At 71.9% G+C, this 18,830-nt stretch carries 9 protein-coding genes; 7 read left to right on the forward strand and 2 right to left on the reverse strand.

Annotation, left to right across the window (positions count from 1 at the left end; genetic code table 11):
• The first annotated feature begins 43 nt into the window (after window positions 1-43).
• The 5 genes from Pth03_RS13040 to Pth03_RS13060 are packed head-to-tail and all read left to right on the forward strand — an operon-like array spanning window position 44 to window position 16,077.
• Window positions 44-2,566, forward strand: coding sequence for a metallophosphoesterase family protein (locus Pth03_RS13040; protein WP_203944484.1), 2,523 nt, complete (start codon window positions 44-46; stop codon window positions 2,564-2,566).
• A 7-nt stretch (window positions 2,567-2,573) separates the two neighbouring features.
• On the forward strand, window positions 2,574-5,939 hold the full coding sequence (locus Pth03_RS13045; RefSeq protein WP_203944485.1) for a DUF6603 domain-containing protein: 3,366 nt from the start codon (window positions 2,574-2,576) through the stop codon (window positions 5,937-5,939).
• A 1-nt stretch (window position 5,940) separates the two neighbouring features.
• Window positions 5,941-9,465 (forward strand): hypothetical protein, encoded by a 3,525-nt coding sequence (locus tag Pth03_RS13050; protein ID WP_203944486.1) that lies wholly within the window; start codon window positions 5,941-5,943, stop codon window positions 9,463-9,465.
• Between the two features lie 12 nt (window positions 9,466-9,477).
• On the forward strand, window positions 9,478-14,211 hold the full coding sequence (locus tag Pth03_RS13055; protein ID WP_203944487.1) for a hypothetical protein: 4,734 nt from the start codon (window positions 9,478-9,480) through the stop codon (window positions 14,209-14,211).
• A gap of 6 nt (window positions 14,212-14,217) precedes the next feature.
• Window positions 14,218-16,077 (forward strand): hypothetical protein, encoded by a 1,860-nt coding sequence (locus Pth03_RS13060; protein WP_203944488.1) that lies wholly within the window; start codon window positions 14,218-14,220, stop codon window positions 16,075-16,077.
• A gap of 56 nt (window positions 16,078-16,133) precedes the next feature.
• Here Pth03_RS13060 and Pth03_RS13065 read toward each other — a convergent pair whose 3' ends face one another.
• Complete coding sequence (locus tag Pth03_RS13065; RefSeq protein ID WP_203944489.1) at window positions 16,134-16,706, reverse strand: TetR/AcrR family transcriptional regulator; 573 nt, start codon at window positions 16,704-16,706, stop codon at window positions 16,134-16,136.
• Window positions 16,707-16,797: 91 nt separating this feature from the next.
• Between Pth03_RS13065 and Pth03_RS13070 the strand changes: the two genes are divergently transcribed.
• Complete coding sequence (locus Pth03_RS13070) at window positions 16,798-17,244, forward strand: nuclear transport factor 2 family protein (RefSeq protein WP_203944490.1); 447 nt, start codon at window positions 16,798-16,800, stop codon at window positions 17,242-17,244.
• Between the two features lie 29 nt (window positions 17,245-17,273).
• On the opposite strand, the gene Pth03_RS13075 is transcribed toward Pth03_RS13070, so the two are convergent.
• A complete protein-coding gene (locus Pth03_RS13075) occupies window positions 17,274-18,164 on the reverse strand; it encodes an aldo/keto reductase (RefSeq protein WP_239118997.1) in 891 nt (296 codons plus the stop codon).
• A 74-nt stretch (window positions 18,165-18,238) separates the two neighbouring features.
• On the opposite strand from Pth03_RS13075, the gene Pth03_RS13080 reads away from it, so the two are divergent.
• Window positions 18,239-18,829 (forward strand): TetR/AcrR family transcriptional regulator, encoded by a 591-nt coding sequence (locus Pth03_RS13080; protein WP_203944491.1) that lies wholly within the window; start codon window positions 18,239-18,241, stop codon window positions 18,827-18,829.
• The last annotated feature ends 1 nt before the right edge of the window (window position 18,830 follow it).

The raw sequence follows: 18,830 nt of genomic DNA on the forward strand, positions 1-18,830 counted from the left end.
GTGGGTTCAAGCCGACGAGGGGCCTCGGCGAGGGGAATGTTTCGTGACGCTGCCACTGGTGCTTGCGGGGCCTGTCGTCAGACGGGTCGACGCGTCTTCCGCGACGTTCTGGATCGCGCTCTCCCGGCCCGCGAGTATCGAGGCGCTCGCCTGGGCCGGTGACCAGACCAGCGCCGGTTCTGGAACGGTCCAGTCCGGCGACCCCGTCGTGGCGCGAAGCATCGCCACTCCTACCCGGGCTTGGGGCGACCACCTCTTCACCGCCACGGTCACCGCCGAGACCCAGGGCGCCGGCGGCCTGTCACCGGGAGCCGTCTTCTCGTACGACGTCGTCGTCGACGGGCAGGGGCTGAAGAATCTCGGTCTGCTCGCCGACGCCTCGGGCGCCGAGAGCGGCATCGACGCCGCCGCCCCCGCGAGGCTCGCCCTCGGCTACCTCCCCGATCACCTGCCGACCTTCGTCACCCCCTCCGGCACCGTCGACGGACTGCGCCTGGCCCACACCTCCTGCCGCAAACCGCACGGCCTGGGGCCGGATGCCATGTCCTGGCTCGACGACCTCATCGCCGACAACCGCACCGACGTCGACAAGCGGCCTCAGCAGCTCTTCCTCACCGGTGACCAGATCTATGCCGACGACGTGGCCGCACCGCTGCTCGGCATGTTGCAGACGCTCGCCTCCGAACTGCTCGGCTACGAGGAGACCGTCGTGATGGCCGGCGGGGCCGCGGGCACCGGGGAAACGCGCGTGGCCCTCAAGGATCTGCCGCCACTGCGGCGTGGGCGGCTGTGCGCCGAGGTCGCGAAGTTCTCCACCACCGACGGCGCCAGCCACCTGATCGGCTTCGGGGAGTTCGCGGCCATGTATCTCGCGTGCTGGAGCCCACGCGTGTGGCGCCCGTTGCCCGCGCGCAGCGCGGTCTTCGCCGAGGTGCCCGACCAGCAGCGCGCGGACCGCCACCTCACCGACTTCGAGACCGCCTTCGACGGCCGGGCGAAGTGGGAGGCCGCGGACGTCAAGGCCGAGGCGGAGGGGAGCGGCACAGGTGCGGACCGGAAGCGGGTCGAGGCCTTCGCCCTCAGCGTGCCCAAGGTCGCGCGCGCGCTCGCGAACTGCTCGACCTACATGATCTTCGACGATCACGAGGTCACCGACGACTGGTACCTCAGCGCCCCCTGGCGTACGCGGGTGCTCACCTCGCCACTCGGCAGATCCGTGATCCGCAACGGGCTCATGGCGTATGCGGTCTTCCAGGCTCCGGGCAACGACCCGGCCAAGTGGCAGCTGCAGGCGGCCCTGGCCGGCGGCCCGCCGCCCACCCCCGAGCAGAAGGTGCAGGAGAAGATCGCCACGCTGCTCGGCGACCGCGCGGCGCCGACCGTCCCGCACGAGAACGACGTCGACGAACTGCTCGGGCTGTCCAGCCCCGCCGACGGTCCCCAGGTCCGCTTCCACTACACCGTCGACGGACCTCGCCACCGGGTCGCGGTGCTCGACACGCGAACGCGACGGGCGTACGACTCCGCGACCCGAGAAAGCCCGCCGAAGCTCGTCGGATCGTCGCTGGATGCGATGCTGCCGGCCGGGCCCCTGACCGACGGGCGCGAGTTGCTCGTCGTGGTGTCGGCGGCACCGGTGCTCTTCCCGCGCATCTTCGACGCGCTCGTACAACCGGCCGCCGCCGCGGTGTTCGACCTGAAGACCCACCTGGTGCGTACCGAGGCGTTCGACCCGGCGCATCCGCGTCCGGCCATCGTCGGCAGCGAACAGTGGGACGTCGAGGGCTGGAGTGCCGACGAGGCCTCTTTCCACGCCTTCCTGCGCCGCCTCGGCAGCTACCCGCGGGTGGTTCTGCTCGGCGGTGACGTGCACTTCGCCTCGAGCCTCGTCTGCGATTTGTGGACCAAGGGCGACGACGCCGCCGACAGCCGGATTCTGCAATGCACCAGCAGCGCGGCCAGGAACGAACCGTCACCCGGAATGCGCGCGGTGTTGCGCGGCCAGCGCAGCGCCCAGCGACTGCTGCAGGGCGACGCCGTCGAGCGGCTCGGATGGGACGGCCAGCACGGCGTGGTGCTTCCCGGAGGCGCGCACATCCCACCCGGGCGGCGTGGGCGCCTTCTGCGAAAGCCCACGTTCGTGCCCGCCCGCGGCTGGCCGCAGGGCACCACGCTCGCGGGCGACAAGCCGCCCGACGTGCGCTACCGCGTCTCCGTGCTGCGCGACGAGCGGCCGAGGGAGGCCCTCGGCGTGGGTGCCCCCGCGCCCCCGAGGCTGCCGGCGTGGAACGCGGCCGACCCCGTCCTCACCTACGCGCAGATCGCCGCCGCCCACCAGCAACTGCTCGACGACGGAAAGGACCCGATCCGGCTCATGATCTTCCGCAGCAACATCGGGATCGTCTCGTTCACGCCGTCGCCCTCGGGACCGGGAGAGTACGTGGCGACGCACTCGGTGATGTCCCCCGTCGGTGACGGCACCACCGGCACCGCGTTCACCAGGCACGTCGTCGACCTGGCGAGGTCGGCCGCCGCCGCCCCGCCCACCTTGGTCACGGGAGGCTGAGCGCGCCGTGGCGGACAAGAAGAAGCCGAATCTGTTCCAGAAGGTCTCCTCGTGGGTCGAGGACGTCGTCGAGTGGGTCGAGGCGACCTTCAGCGACCCCGCCCTGTCGGCACAGATCCGCGCCGACCTCGGTCTCGACGCCTCCGGTCCGGCTCCGGTGCGGGCGGTCGACCCGGCCACCAAGGCCAAGATCGACGAGTTCGTCGCCAAGCAGGACGTCGACGAGGCCTCGCTCATGGCCGTGGTGGCCGAGGTCAAAGCCCTTGTCGACACCGGAATGACCTTCGCGGACGCCGTCAAGACGCAGGGCGTCGACGGCAGAGACGTGCTGTGGCTGCTCTTCAAGGTCTGGATCGCCGACTCCTTCAAGGCGCGCAACCCCGCCGCGTACGGCCTGCTGACGCTCGCCGGGATCTTCACCGAGGACGACGAGGCCCTGGGAGCGCTGGACCTCGCCCCGATCGGGCGCCTGCTCAAGGGCGAGGCGCGCGGGGACGCCGAGGACGTCGTCGACCGGATCTCCTTCCTCGTCGGCACCACCATGGTGGCCCTCGACACGTTCGTCGGCGCCGTCGGCGGCACGGTCGACGCGGCATACGGATGGGACCCCGAGCCGGACGACGACCCGGCCTCGGCACGTGTCGCCGCCCGTGCCCTGACCGTCAGGTTCCACATCCCCGTCATGCCGGTCTCGCCCATGCTCACGCTCATCGGCGTCCCCGCCGCGCACGGCGGACCGGGCATCCTCATGTCGCTCGGCGCCGCCCTGCAGGTGAGCCACTCCACCGGCGACACGACGTACACCTTCAGCGCCGGCGCCAACGGGGCGTTCGCCGTCTACCTCGGGGCCGGCGCGCCGCGTGCGCTCAGCGCCGCCACGCCCTCGTTCGCCCTGCGGACCGAACCGGCCGAAGGCGCCGCGGGCAAGCCGGCGCTCGTCGTCGGCACGAGCGACGCCAGCAGGCTGGAGATCGGCGCCCTGGCGTGGGGCATCGAGGTCGGCGCGGATTTCGCGGCCTTCCGCCTGGCCGTACGCCGAGGCAAGCTCGTCATCTCGCTCGGCCAGGGCGACGGCTTCCTGAGCAGCCTGGGCGGGTCCGTCGAGGTGCCCTTCGACCTCGGGCTGATCGCCGACACCAAGGACGGGGTACGTTTCGAGGGCGGCACCGGCCTCAAGGTCAACCTGCCGGTCGCGGCCTCCCTCTTCGGCGTCTTCACGGTGCAGTACGTCGAGCTCGAAGTCATGCTCGACACCCGGGTGCTGCTGGAGCTGCGCGGCGGATTCTCTCTCAAGCTGGGCCCCTTCACGGCCACCGTCGACAAGCTCGGCCTCTCCGGCGACCTCACCTCCCTGTCCGACGGCGCCGACATCGGTGACGTCGTGAAGTTCCTTCCCCCCAAGGGAATCGGCCTGCGGCTCGACGCCGGCGTGGTCAAGGGCGGCGGTTACCTGTTCATCGACCCCGAACGGGGAGAGTACGCGGGCGCCCTCGAGCTGACCCTCGCCGGCAGCTTCAGCATCAAGGCGATCTGTCTCATCACGACGAAACGGCCCGACGGCACCGACGGTTGGTCTCTGCTGCTGCTCATCTACGGGCAGTTCTCCGTCCACGTCGCCTTCGGCATCTTCCTCACCGGCGTCGGCGGGCTCATCGGCCTGCACCACCGGGTAGATGTCCAGGCGCTGACCGACGGAATGAAGACCGGAGTCCTGGACGACATCCTGTTCCCGGCCAACCCCGTCGGCGACGCGCCGCGAATCATCAACCGCTACCGGCAGCTGTTTCCCTTCGAGTCCGACTCGCTGGTGCTCGGGCCCATGCTGGAGCTGGCCTTCAGCCAGCCCCCGATCGTGTACGTGCGCCTCGGCCTGCTTTTCGAGGTGCGCAACGCCCTCGGCGGTGACAAGCCGCTCACGCTGACCAAGGTGGTGCTCATCGGCCAGCTGCTCGCCCAGCTGCCGCCCAAGGCCACCGGCTCCCCCGCGGTCCTCAAGCTCCTCGTCGACGTCGTGGGGTTCTACGACGCGCAGGAGAAGTTCCTGATGATCCGGGCGCGCCTGCGCGACTCGTTCGTCGGGATCGAGGGGTTCGCGACGCTGAACCTCTCCGGCGAGCTGCTGCTCGCGATGCGTTTCGGGGACGATCCGTCGTTCGTGCTGTCCGCGGGCGGGTTCCACCCCGCTTTCAAGGACGTCCCCGCGGGCGTGCCCGCCGTCCTGGAGCGAATGGCGGTCTCCTTCGGCTTCGGCCCGATGCGATTCCGTTGCGAGACCTACTTCGCGATCACCAGCAACTCGGTCCAGGCAGGGTTCAAGATCGCGGTCTCCGCCAAGCTCGGTCCGGCAAGCATCGAGGGCCACCTCGGCTTCGACGCCCTCATCTACCTCAAGCCGAAGTTCCGTTTCATCGTCGGGATCGACTTCGCGGTCTCCCTCAAAGCGTTCGGCTCATCGCTGTGTGCGGTCACGGTCACCATGCAACTCGAGGGCCCCGGTGAGTGGCACGCGGTCGGCCACTTCTCCTTCTCCATCCTGTGGTGGGACGTCGAGGTCGGTTTCGACGAGAAGTGGGGCAGCGCGCCCGCCATCGAGGAGCAGACCACGAGCGCGACCCAGGCGATCCGCTCCGAGCTGTCCGACCCCCAGCGGATGTTGCCGGAGGCGCCCGCCGGAGGCGCCGGGCTGGTGACCCTGGCCTCGGTCGAGTCCGGGCCCGTGCCCTTCGCGCACCCGTTGGGGCGGCTCACGATCAGGCAGAAGGCGTTCCCCTTCGAGGTCACTGTCGACCGGCTCGGCACCAAGCGGCTCACCGAGGGATCGGTGCGTTACTCGGTCTCCGACGTTCTCGTCGGCGAGAAATCGGTCAAGGCCACCACCACGCCGGTGCTGGACCACTTCGCGCGCGCCCAATTCATGGAGGTCGGCGAGCAGGAGCGCATCGGCGGCAAATCCTTCGAGCGGTTCCCCTGTGGGGTCAGCGTCGGCACGGACGCTTACCGGGTCGACGACATCGGCGCCGCGGTCGAGGCGACCTACGAGGAGAAGATCCTCGAGCCGCAGCCCCGCATCGCCCGGTTCCCCTGGACGCTCACCGCCATGGATGCGCGGGCGCTCCCCGACACGCTTCTCGACGCGCACGTCGCCCTCGGCGCCGCCGCGAGGTCCGTACGGGCGATGGGCGACGCGATCGCATCAGGAGGTCCCGGAGGGGCGACCGTACGCAAGGATCCGGCGCTGGCCGTCGTGGATTCCCTGTCGCTGTCGCCCGCCACGCCGCTGCTCGCAGCGGCCGCCGGGTCCGACGCGATCGCACACCAGGCGGCCGGGCCGGGCTCGGTCGTGATCGAGGCGTTCGAGCTGGCAGGAGTCTGACATGGCGGCCACCGTCTACCGCTTCCTGCCCTGGACCCGCCGTGGGCTCGTCGCGGCTCTGCCCAACGACGGCGCCCCTGACCAGCGGCCCGAGCTCGCGGTGAAGGTCGTGGTGGCGGGGGCGGGCGAGGTCCCGACGTCCGTACGCCTCCACGGGCCCGGCGACGTGGTCGGCATCGACCCCAACCAGGTGGTGCGCACCTATCCACGCCCGTACACCACCGACGCGGAGCCCAACTACCTCGCCGCGGTCGACCTCGATGCGCCGGAGCTGCCATGGTTGTTCACCCCGCGCGGCGTCCCGGGCAGCGGTCACCTGCCGCCGTGGGTCGTGCTCGTCGTCGTCGAGGACAAGCCCGGCGTCTCCCTCACGGTGCCGGCGGGCGCGCCCCTTCCGCAGCTGCGCATCGAGTCCGGTGCCGCCGACGAACTGCCCGACCTGACCGACTCATGGGCCTGGGCGCACGTCCAGCTGGTCGAGCCCTCCACGGCGACGCCGTCGGCGCAGGACGTGGCCATCGCCCTGGCCGCGGATCCCGACCGCAACGTGGGCCGGCTGGTGTGCCCACGGCGGCTCGCCCCGCGGCGTCGCTGGATCGCCGCACTCGTCCCGGCCTTCGATGTGGGCCGGGTACGCGGGCTGGGCGGCACGCCCGCCCCGGACGCGAAGGTCGGTCCCGCATGGGAGCCCGGGCAGGACACGGTGACGTTGCCGGTCTACTTCCACTGGGAATTCCAGACCGGGCCTGAGGGTGACTTCGAGTCGCTCGCGCAGCGGCTGAAGCCGCACAAGGCCGCCACGACCGTAGGGCTCGTGCCGATGCACGTCGGAGAGGGAGCCCCGCCGATCCAGGTGCCCACGGACCAGAACCGCCATCTCGACATGGACGGCGCCCTGCGCGCTCCCGCACAGTCGGACGGGCGCCTCTCCGACGTGCCCGTCGCGCTGCGGGCCGGGCTCAAGGAGGTGACCCGGACCCTCGCGGACGCGGCCGACGGTGTGCTCGACGGCCAGACCCTGGCGGACGCGTCCCGGCAGCCGGTCGGCCCGCCCGTCTACGCCTCCTCGCACGTGCGCCGCTGGCGGGTGCTGGACGGCGAGGACCCCGAGGACGCCGAGTGGTTCCGGGAGCTGAACCTCGACCCGCGAGCCCGCGTCGCGGCAGGTCTCGGCACCGAGTGCGTGCGGGTGAACCAGGAGGACATCGCGAACGCGGCCTGGCGCCAGGTCGGGGATGTGACGGCCGCCGAGGCGGCGCTGCAACGTGCCGCGCTCGGCGCGCTCGTCTCCGGCTCCTTCTTCCGCCGGCACGTCGCGCCGATGCCCGACGAGGCTCTGCTGCCCCTCGCGGGCCCGATGGCACCCCGCACGCCTTTCGCGGGGCGCAGCCTCACCGCGACGATCGCGCGCACCTCGCTGCCGGACGCCGTGGTCGACGCCGGATTCCGCCGGGCGCTCGGCCCCGCCGGACGGGCGGTGGCCCGCTCGGCCCGGCGCCTCGGCGTGCCGATCGGGGCCGTTCGGCCCGGACTCGTCAGCGCGCTCGCCAAAGGCCGCAAGGACCTGGACGCCACCAGGTTTCCCCGGCCGGTGCTGTCCGGCGTGCGGCCGGACGCGCTGACCGGTGGCGACCTGTCCGCGATCGGCCTGCCGGTCCAGGTGGCGCCCGAAGTCCTCACGCGCCTGGCGGCTTCCGCACGCCTGCTGTCCGCTGGGCCGGTCGAGGAGTCGAAGCGACTGGTGATACGCGACGAGGTCCGGACCGTCGGGCTGATCGGCCAGGCGCATGTGGAGGCGGCGCGTCTTCTCGCCTCGCAGGCGGCGGGCACGCTGGCCGGCGCGATCGCCTCGGGCGCCCGGCCGGATGTGCCCGCGGTCGCGACCGTGGCCGCCGCCTCGATGCTCGATGCGATGGTCGCCCAGTCGGCCCTCGCGCTGGCGGCCACTCGGGCGGGGGGTGGAGGTGTGGGCCTGCTCGTGGAAGGCCCCGCCTTCCCGGCCGGAGCCGCCGCATTGGACGTCACTGCGCCCCCCGTCGCGGTCGGGGTGCTCGACCTGGACGCGGGCAACACCCTTGTGGTGCGAACCGGGGCCGGTCAGGCGAACATCCCCGTCGCGGTGCTGGACTCCAACCTGTCCGGTGCCGACCTCGGCGGGGTGCTGTCACGCCTTCCGGTGGGCGTGTTCCGCGGGGGCCGCTCCGGCGTGCCGGTGGACCGGACCACCCTGCCGGTGGTGCGCGCCGGCGGCACCGTGGCAGTGCTGCCTGAAAACGTGCGGCCCGGAAACGTGCGACCCGGGGACGCGCTGCCCCTGCGTCGCGGCGGGTTGTCACCGGTGCTGCGCGGACCGGTGACCGTCGGGCCCCGTGTCGTGCCCGACCCGGTCGTCGTCGGGCCGGTGCGCCCGACCGTTCCCGGCGACCGTCCGACGATCGTCGTGCCCCCGTTGATCCGCGACGCCCAGGTGATCTCCCGCTTCGAGGCCGCGCTGACGCTGCAACGGAACGTGACCGTCATCGCGACCCCCACCCCGGTGGCCACGCTCGTGCCGTACGACCTCGCCGCCGCGGCCACGGCCATACGGACGCACGTGGATCCCTCGGTGGCGCAGCCGCTCCGCCGTGACGCCCTTGTGGCATTCGCCGGTCGCGCCATCGGGGCCCTGCGCGGGATCGGCGAGGAGTTCACCGTGGACGGCTGGTGGGCGACGCACGCCCTGGACCGGATCATGGCCTACCCGACGTTTCCGGTCGCCGCGTCGGACTACCTGTCCTCCTACGACAGCACCCGCTTCTGCCCCGGGGTCGACACCGTCCCGTCCGACTCGGTCACGCTGCTGGAGACCAACCCGCGCTTCATCGCGGCCTTCATGGCGGGCCTGAACCACGAGACCAACCGCGAGCTGCTGTGGCGGGGGTTCCCCACCGACAGCAGGGGAACACCGTTCCGCCACTTCTGGCGGCGGCTGGACGGGAAGGACGACATCCCGCCCATCCACGGCTGGCGGCTGGGCCGCCTGGCCGAGCAGACCACCGACCCCAAGGGCAACCTCGTGCTGCTGGTGCGCGGCGACCTGCTCCGCCGGTACCCGAACACCATCGTCGTGGCGATGCCGGCCGCGGCAGAGCGCAAGCCGGACCACGACAAGGTGGTGAAGCCGGTGTTCGCCGGCCGGTTCGACCCCGACGTGTCGTTCTTCGGGTTCCCGCTGGTCGACAGCGACCTCCAGCAAGGCCGGGGCTGGTTCTTCGCGCTCATGGAGCCGGTCACGGAGCCGCGTTTCGGCCTCGACGAGACCAAAGGGGCATCGTCGGGGGGCGGCGTATCCACGGCGAACGCCCTCGCCTGGACCGACACCGATGTGCCCGAGGGCGGGCACCTCGGAACCGAGACGTTCGGCCCCCTCGGCCTGGACCCGGGGACCGCAGGGGCGGGAGACGTGGCGGCGACGTTGTTCCAGAGGCCGTTCGCCCTGTACGTGCACGCGAAACACCTTGTCGACCCGCTGCCCGTGCAGCAGTGACCCGGAGGCCTGATGTCCGACCTCGATCTCAGCGGCGTCGCCGCGGCGCGCGCGCGGATCGGCGCGCTGGAGGATCAGTTGCGGCTGACCCGGCGGTCCCTGTCCGAGGCGGCCGCCCTTGGGGCCGCCGCCCGCGCGCGGGGCGATGCGGCCGTCGCCGCGGACGCGGAGGCCCGGGCAGACCAGCTGAGGCGGCATCTCGACACGCTTGTGAAAGAGGTGCGCGCGTCCACGACGGCGGTTCGCGGGTTGTCGGACGCGCTGCTGACCGCGGTCTCTCCCGAAAACGCGGTCACCTCGCTGTCCGGCCGGCATCCGGTGCTGCTGCTCCCCGTACGCGTCGAGACCCGTTTCTTCGACGGCGGTCAGACGTTGAAGGTGCGGATCTTCCCCGACCAGACGCACGTGACCGCGCACGACCCGGCGATCACCACCGACGAGCGCGACGGGCTCACCTGGTACTGGACACACCGCTGGCCCGACCTCGACGCCGCCGGAGACCGCGGCCGGGCCCTGGCGGAAGAAGCCTGGCAGGCGCTGACCGCACGGTTCCGCCCCGGGCGCGCCGCATTCCTGGTGCGTGCCCACCCTCCGGTCAACGTGGGGTCGGGCGAGGCGGAGCCGCGCTGGGGTGACCTGCCCCTGCGGTCCGGTGAATGGAGTACCGCCGCACGGGCCGCGCTGCTCCCGGACCGCTGGTGCGTGCTGGGATTCCGCGACGCCGGAGAGGGGCGGCACCAGGAGATCTTCCGCCGGTGGAGCGCTGCCGTCCCCGACGCCCTCGCCGCCGGGCCGACACCGGACCCGGGCGCACCCGCGGAGCCCGGTGGGCTGCCCGACGATCCCGACCTGCTGTGGCTGCACGACGCCGGGGAGGCCGAGCGGCTCGGGATGCTGGTGACCATCCGCCAGGCCGACCTGGTCGCCGGGGCCTCACTCGCCCAGGGCGTCGACCGGCTCGTCGTGGTCGGCGTGGACTGGACCCTGGACCCTGCCCAGGCCGCCGCGGCGGTCGACGCGCATCTCGCCGCGCACGCGAACGAGGGCCGGTTGGCCTTCGTGCCGCAGGGCGTGCCCACCAACTCGACCGGCACGACGCGCAGCGGTTTCTCGACGGACATCTCGGTAGCCCGGCAGGTGCTGGCGCCGCACGCCGCGCCCGCCACGGTGGACGGCGCCGCGGGACCCGTGACCGCGGCGGCGCTCGGCATCCCGGCGGCGACCCTGTCCGGCGTGGCCGGCGCGGACCTGCGCGAGCAGGCCTGGCAGGGTGCGCTCCTCGACGCGACCTGGTCGGCCGCAGGTGGTTACTACCTCACCGAGATGCTCGACCCGGTCGCGGACGACCCGAAGATCGAGGCCTCGCTGAGGCAGCATGTCGCGAGCCATCTACGCGCGTCGGGGCCGATACCGACGATGCGCATCGGGGCACAGCCGTACGGCCTGCTGCCGGTCACCCCGCGCGGCCGGTTCGAGCCGGACGCGCGACGCCGGGCCCAAGCCGACGTGCAGCGGGTGACCTCGGCACTGCGCGAGCTGGTCGAACCGCTTGTGGCCTCGGTGCCCAGGCTCGCGCAGGTGAACCGCCGTGAGGACGTCGACGACGTGCTGCTCGCGCTGCTTCAGCGCACACCCGTCGCCTGGTCGCTGACCTTCCGCAACCTCGTCGGACCCGTCGAGCGGCGTGCCGTCAGCGTCAACTGGGACATGATGGCCGCATTCCAGCGCGACGTCACCGCGACGCTGCTGAGCCGACTGGGGTGCTACCAGCTGACCCTGCTCTCGGAGCTGACCCACGACGACCGCGACCACCCGCTGGACGTGCCGCTCGTGCTGAAGCCGGACCCCATTCCGACCGACCCGAAACGGCAGAGCACTGCCTACCTCGCCGAGGTGCACAGCCTGCTCACCGAGCCCGACGGCGTGGACATCCTGGACGCGAGGAAGGACTCCGTGGCGCTGCTGGAGGCCTTCGTGGCCTGTGCCGCGGTGAACGAGAACCGCAAGGCGGGCAAGCGGGTCGTGGCCGCGCAGGCGGCGTCGCTGCAGCTGTCGGAGCAGTTCGTCGCGTACCTGAACCGGCCTGCGGACCGGGTTCCGTACACGCTGCGGGTGGAGTCTTCACCGGTCGCACCGGCCGCCGCGGGGGTGACCGTGGCCGTGCCGAGCACACCTCGAGAGTTCGGGCAGACCGTGATCCCGGCGCTCACCGGAGATCGGACCGTCGCACAGCACGTGGCCGCGCTCTATCGTGAGCGCCTTGCGCGGCCCGGCGTGCTCGACGTCCCCGACGACCCGCTGCAGCAGTTGCAGCGGATGGGCACGGCTCTCGGCACGCTCGAGCAGGCGCCCGCCGATCAGCTTGAGTGGGCCTTCCGCGGCGTGCTCGACCTGTACGCCACCCGCCTCGACGCGTGGATCACCTCCCTCGCCACGGCCCGCCTCGCCGAGCACCGCACGGCCGCGAGCTCGGGGGTGCACGTGGGCGGCTGGGGCGTCGTCGAGGACCTGCGGCCGGACCGCGGGCCAGGCGCGGAAAGCCTGGGTTTCGTGCACGCGCCGTCACTCGCGCAGGCCGCGTCCGTCGCGGTGCTTCGCAGTGCCCGGCAGACGCACCGGGACGACGAGGGACGGATGTTCGACCTGGACCTGACGTCGCGCCGGGTACGGCAGGCCCTGCGCATCCTGGAGGGGGTCGGCAGCGGGCAGCGGCTGGCCGCCCTGCTGGGCTACCGCATCGAGCGGGGCCTGCAGGAACGGGACCTCTCGCTGGCGCAGTGGATCCTGCCGCTCCGGCAGCAGTGCCCGCTGCGCAGCGAGCGGCCGGATGACCCGGAGCACGTCGAACCCGTCGAGGTCGTCGCGGCACGCGACGTCGTCGACGGCGTCGCGCTGCTCGAACGGTGGCGGACCGACGGAACCGGGCTGCTGGCCGCCGCCGGAATCCCGACCGGCGCCGCACGGGCCGGAGTGGCCGCGGTGCTGGACGAGGTCGCCGCCCTGTCCGACGCGGTGGCCGACGTGCTGGTCTCCGAAGCGGTGCACCAGGCCACCACGGGGAACCTCGAACGCTCAGGGGCCGCCCTGGCCGCGCACGACCGGCAGGACCCGCCCCCCGACCCGGAGTTCGTGCGCACCCCACGGGGCGGTGCCGTCCTCACCCATCGGGTCGGGTTATGGCTGCCACGCGAGGGCACGAGCCCGGCACACGGCTGGGCGAGGGATCTGCGCAGCATCGCCGAGCCACGCCTCGACCGCTGGCTCGGCGGGGTCCTGGGCGACCCGTCACGCTGGACCGTCGGCGCGCGGCTGGTCCGGCCGGGCGCCGACGGCACACCGCCGACGATCGTCCTGCTTCCCGAGATCGGAGTCGACGCGCTCGGGCTGTCGGCTTTGTCGCTCGTGCTGGCCGCCCGCCGCCTTGGCAGCGGTCCCACCGAGCTCGAATCCAGACTCGCGCTGCATGTGTCCGGCAGCCCCGCTGTTCAGGCCGCAGGGGTCTCGGCGGAGGACCGGCTCGAATTGGGGTCCGAGGGGCTGGCCCCCCTGTTCGATCTGGCGGCCTGGGCCGCCGAGGTGATGGGTGGCGCTCCCTTGGCCGCCGATCACCTCGCCTCCTCGGCGGACGTGGGCGCCGGTGTCGCCGGGCCCGCGGCCACTGTGGACGTCGCCGAGGCCGTCGCACGGGCTGAGGCAGTGCTGAGCGCGGTCGAAACGGCCGTGACAGAAGCCGACAGGGCCCTCGGTGCCCACCTCGCCGCACCCGACGCGGACACCGAGTCACAGCTGTTCGGGGCGCTGCTCGGGCTCGTCGAGGTCGAAGGTCCCGACGCGTTGCCCGCGGAGGACCCGCTCGAGACGCACACCGCCTCCGTCGTGGCACGGGTTCGGACCCGGCTGAACGCGGCGCGAGGGGTGCCGCTCCCGGACCCGCCGGCCGTCGAGCCAGGCGACCTGCCCTCCCCGGGGCTCGCCGAAGACCCCCGGCTGGTCCAGGCCCGCGGCGTCGTCAGGGTCCTGCTGGGAAACGCACAACCTTTCCTGCCCGTGCTGCGGCCCACCGATCCGGTCCCGATGGCGGCCGCGTTGGCGGGTCGCGACGGCCTCCTCGCCCAGGATCCGACCGCCGTCGTGTCCTGGCTGCACCGAAGCGCGCTCGTACGCCCCCAGCTGGATCCGTTGGCGGCGCTGCTGGTGCACGCCGAGGCGGACGGGGCGGACGTCGGCGCGAACCTGACGGTGGTGCAGACGCCGTACGCGCCCGACACCCCCTGGATCGCCCTGCCCTTCGGCGCGGCCGGACCGCCTCCGCCGGGCGCCGTCGGCCTCGTCCTGCACGCGCCCGAGGGGCTGGACCCGGTGACGGGCGGGGCCGGCCTGGTGGCCGACTCGTGGACTGAGTCCGTCCCCGCGCGCGAGGAGACCACCGCGGTCACCTTCCACTACGACGCACCGGGAGCGCGCGCCCCGCAGGCGATGTTGCTCGCGGTGCACCCCGCGCGGTCTCCGGACCGCTGGGACTTCGACACGCTTCTCGGCTGCGTACAGGAAGCCGTCGACCTCGCGCACCTGAGAACGGTCGGAGCGAAGGAGCTCGCCCCCTTCACCACGTTCCTGCCGGCGCTCTTCCTGCCGGACGTCTACACGCGCGACGTGGCCGGCATCAGGTTCGGCGAGCTGGCGGCCGCCGCCAAAGTGTCCAAGACCGGCGGCCTCCTCGCCGATCACGTGCTGGGAAAGCGGTGAGCGGCGATGCCTGACCGGCGCGACTGGTCCGTGCAGGCGGCGGCCGCGGCCGCCGACCTGCGGCTGTGGGCGACCGTCCCGGTGATCCCGACATGGTCGCGGCTCGAGCCTCTGCCGCTGACCACCGGGGACCTCACACCGGGGGTCCAGGCTCTCGTCGCCGACCCGTTGTGGATGCTCGGCCGGCAGTGGCAGTTCGACGAGCTGCGCGGTGAGGACGCGGGGAGCCCGGTCAAGGCCACCGTGCGCGGCGAGACCGTGCCGTTCGCCCGCTTCCACGCGGGCCTGCCGGGCGGGCACGCGGCCGCGGCGGCCGTCGACCTCGAACCACCGGGCACGCCGGGTGCGTTGCCCCTTGAGGCTCGCGTCGAGGCGGAGATCCCCGCGGTGCTGCCGCTGCGGCTGCGCACGCAGACCGGGCTGCACCTGATGAGATTGCTGAGGGCGGCGGGTCACGCCTCCGTGGCCGCCGCGGCGGCCGCCGCCTACCCGATTCACGCCGAGCCGATTCACGCCGAGCCGAGCCCTGACGTGTCCGACCCGGCAGGTGAGGCACGCGCACGGCTCGCGGCAGGCCGTGTGCCCGACGGGTCGGCGGTGCTCGACGCCCTGGAAGCGTTCGACGACGGCGCCGGCGGCCTCACAGGGCTGCCCGACCGGCTCGCGAGCGCGGCGGGACCGGACGGGGAGGCCGTGCGCGAGATCGTGATCCGCTGGCGCGTCTGGGCCGGCGGCCTCCTAGTCGCACCGACCGGCGAGTCATGGAACCCGCGCCGGCTGGAACACGCGTTCGCCGCGCAGGCGCCACTGTCGGACGGCCCGGTGACCCTGCTCGTCGAGGAGTACACCGGCGGCACCCTCGACTGGTTCCACGGCGACCTCACGGCGGCGCCCGACCTCGGCACGGCCGCGGCTCCCACCCCTCCTGCTCCGGTGGCCGACACCACGCTGCCGGCACCCGTGCGCTTCGCCGGAATGCCCGCCGACCGGCTGTTCGCGTTCGAGGACTCCGCCGTCTACCTGGGTGGCCTGCAGGCCAGCCGTACCGACCTCGCGCGACTGGCCGTCGTCGAGTTCGCGTTGGCCTACTCCGTGGACTGGTTCCACGTCCCGCTGATCCTTCCGTACGGCAGCGCCACCCGGATCGACGACGTGCGCGTGGTGGACACGTTCGGCGTGACCGCCGACCTGGGGCCGGCGCGTGAGGCGACCTCGCCGGGATGGGCGGCCTTCCAGTCCACCCCGGTGGGCGACACCACGAGGCTGGCCGACGTGTTCGTGCTCGCCCCCACCGTGCCGCGGGTCCTCCAGGGGTTGCCCCTGGAGGAAGTCGCCTTCTTCCGGGACGAGATGGCCAACCTGGTCTGGGGCGTCGAACGGGTCGTGCCGGGACACTCCTCCGGCGAGCCGGTGCCGCGTGCCGGCCAGGCCGCCCGCGTCTCTCTACTGCAGTCGGACCCCGACGACCTCGGGGACGCGCAGATCGTCTACCGCCTCATGACGCCGGTGCCGGACAACTGGATGCCCTTCGTGGCCGTGCGGGAGCGGCAGGGCGACCCCACGGCGCACCACGTCCTCGAAAGGCGGCCCATGCTGCGCTACCGCGCGGACGAACCGGCCGATCTGGTCAATCCGCTGGGAACCGTGCTGCTCACGTCGTCAGGCGCCGACCCGGCCACGGACCGGCTGCTCATCGCCGAGGAAGAGGTTCCCCGCGAAGGAGTGACGATCACGCGTGCATTCCAGCAGGCCCGAACCGAGGGGGGAGGCACGGTGCTCTGGATCGGCCGGCATGTGCGGACAGGGCAAGGCGAGGGCGCCAGCGGGCTGCGATTCGACACGGCCGTTCCGCCGGGCGCGGTCTGACCAGCCTGTGCACCTACTTGCTCCTGCCCCGAGTGCTCCTGCTCCGAGCGACGGCGTCAGTCGGCTGCCGCTTCGGCATCCGCCAGCGCCTTGAGCGACGGGCGGAGCAACTGGGCGATCCTCTCGGCCGAGACCTCCCGAAGCGCGCTGAGGTCCAGCAACTGGTGCGCGATGGTGACGCCGAGCATCGTGCTGATCATCAGGGCGGCCCGAAGGTCGGCGTCCTCGGCCCCGATCGCGGCGCCCACCGTCGCGACCTGATCGTCCAGCGTCGCACGGGCGCGGTCGGCGGCGTCCGGATGCGTGAGCATCGAGCGCATCATCGCCAGTGAGCCCTCGGGAATTGGGCCGATCTTCATGCCGATCCTGGCCAGAAGCTCTTCGATCAGCTCCACCGTGTCGCCCTCCAACGGAGGGATCGGCGGGAGCCGTACGGCCTGATCGAACAGCTCCTGCTTCGAACCGAAGTACTGCATGACGAGGGCGGGATCCACCTCTGCCGCCGCCGCCACCGCCCGTATGGTCGTGCGCTCGAACCCGCGCTCCGCGAACATCCCGCGGGCGACGGACAGAATGCGCTCCTCGGTGCGGCGCCGTCGCTGCGCGCGCGTGGTCGGCGGTTGCTCCACACCTGGACTCTACCGGCGTTGACCGAGCCTTTCATTTCGCTCTACGATCGTTGAGCCAGTTGAGTCAACAACCGTTGAGCAAGGAGCACCGTTGAACGCCACCCCACGCGAATTGCTGCGCCGCTACCACCGCGCCATGATCGACAAGTCCGCCGACGACCTCGCCGATCTGTACGCGGTCGACGCCGTACACGAGTTCCCCTTCCGGGTGCCAGGCTGGCCGGCACGACTCGACGGGCAAGAGGAGATCCGGGCCCTGTACCACGCGGCATGGGACCCGAGCCCCGTCACACTGGCCGAGATCAGCGACGTCGTCGTCCACGAGGCCGCAGACCCGGAGGTCGTCGTCGGTGAATGGCGCAGCGCCGGCACGATCGGCCCCGAAGGGCGCCCGTTCCAGGCATCCGGCCTGCTGATGTTGCGCGCCCGGAACGGCGAGATCGTCGAGATGCGCGACTACATGGACGTCTTCGGCACATTCGGCGCGATGGGCCGCCTCAACGACATCGCCGCCACCCTCGGCGAATCACCGAGCTGACCGTCGCCCGTCCTCGACGCCGAACCTCGTCACCCGTGGATCGCCTTTTCGTCGACGAGTTCGGTGATGGTCGCGACTTCGTCGTCGCTGAGGTCGACCGACGCGGCCGCCACGTTCTCTCGCAGGTGCGCGAGGCTCCTGGTTCCGGGGATCGGGAGCATGGCGGGGGAACGGTGCAGGAGCCAGGCGATCGCGAGCTGCTGAGGGGTGACGCCGTGCGCGGCGGCGATGGGGGCCAGGGCCGACGCCACCCGGTCCGCGTTGTCGCCGCCGTCGCGGAGGCTTGCGGGATGCCAGGGCGAGAAGACGGCGCCGGACTCCTCAGCCGCCGTGAGCAGCTGGGCTCCCCTGCGATTGCCGACGTTGTAGAGGGCGGTGACCGCGACGATGTCGGCAATGCCGCGTGCTGTGGCGAACTGCTCGGGCGTGACGTTGGAGAGGCCGATGTGCTGGATGTATCCCTCGTCCTGCATGGCCTTGAGCTCCCCGATCTGGTCTTCGAAGGGGGCGTCGGTGGCGTAGCCGCTGTGGAGGTAGTAGAGCTGCACGCGATCGAGGCGGAGCCGCCGCAGGCTCATCATGAGCGACTGCCGGAGATACTTGGGGTTTCCGACCCAGCCGAGGGTCGAGTACTCGTAGCCGCCGCGCACGAACCCGCCTTTGGTCGCGATGACGAGCTCGTCCGAATACGGGTGGAGGGCCTCACGGATGAGGAGCTCGTTCGTGTGCGGCCCGTAGACGTCGGCGGTGTCGATGAAGTTCACGCCCTGGTCCAGGAGAGAGCGGAGGAGCCGGACGCCGCCCTCGTGGTCCGGATACGGACCCCACACCTGAGGGCCGGTGAGCTGCATGGCCCCATAACCGATCTTGCGGACCTCGAGGTCGCGGCCGATGGTGATCGTGTCCAGCCTGTCTGCCACGATTCGCTTCTTCCTGTGCTGAAATGGATTACCTCCCCGAATATCCGGGGACACTCCCCATATTACTGGGGAGTGTGTCCGTTTCGACCAGATGGGTTCTGTTCATGCTCGACCTGCTCGCTCAGCGGCGCCCGCACCGGGCGGACGCGGCCCGCAACTTCGACGCACTCGTCGCGGCGGCACGTGACGTCTTCGCTGAACTCGGTGCGAACGCGAGCATGGACGAGGTCGCACGGCGAGCCGGCGTCGGCAACGCGACGTTGTATCGGAACTTTCCGACCCGTGAGGCGCTCGTCGAGGTCGTGTACCTCTCCGAGGTCCAAACCGTGTGCGAGTACGCCGAGGAGCTCGCGGGGGCGGATGATCCGTTCGGCGCTCTCGTCGCCTGGCTTCGACGGTTCGTCGGACTCGCGAGCACCAAGCGCGTGCTCATCGAAGGTCTGGCCTTCAACCCGAACGCCTATCCGGCGGCGCGCGACGCCATCTACGCCGCCGGGGGGTCGCTCATCGCCCGGGCGCAACAGGCGGGGCAGGTCGATCCAATCCTCGACATCGACGACGTGATGCGATTCGCGATCGGCGTGAGCGTCGGCGTCTACCGTGACGACGATCAACGCGAACGGGTCTTCCGCGCCGCGGTGAAGGGAATCGGGGCCGACGCCTGAC

It is taken from the genome of Planotetraspora thailandica (assembly GCF_016863335.1).
Taxonomy (GTDB): Bacteria; Actinomycetota; Actinomycetes; order Streptosporangiales; family Streptosporangiaceae; genus Planotetraspora; species Planotetraspora thailandica.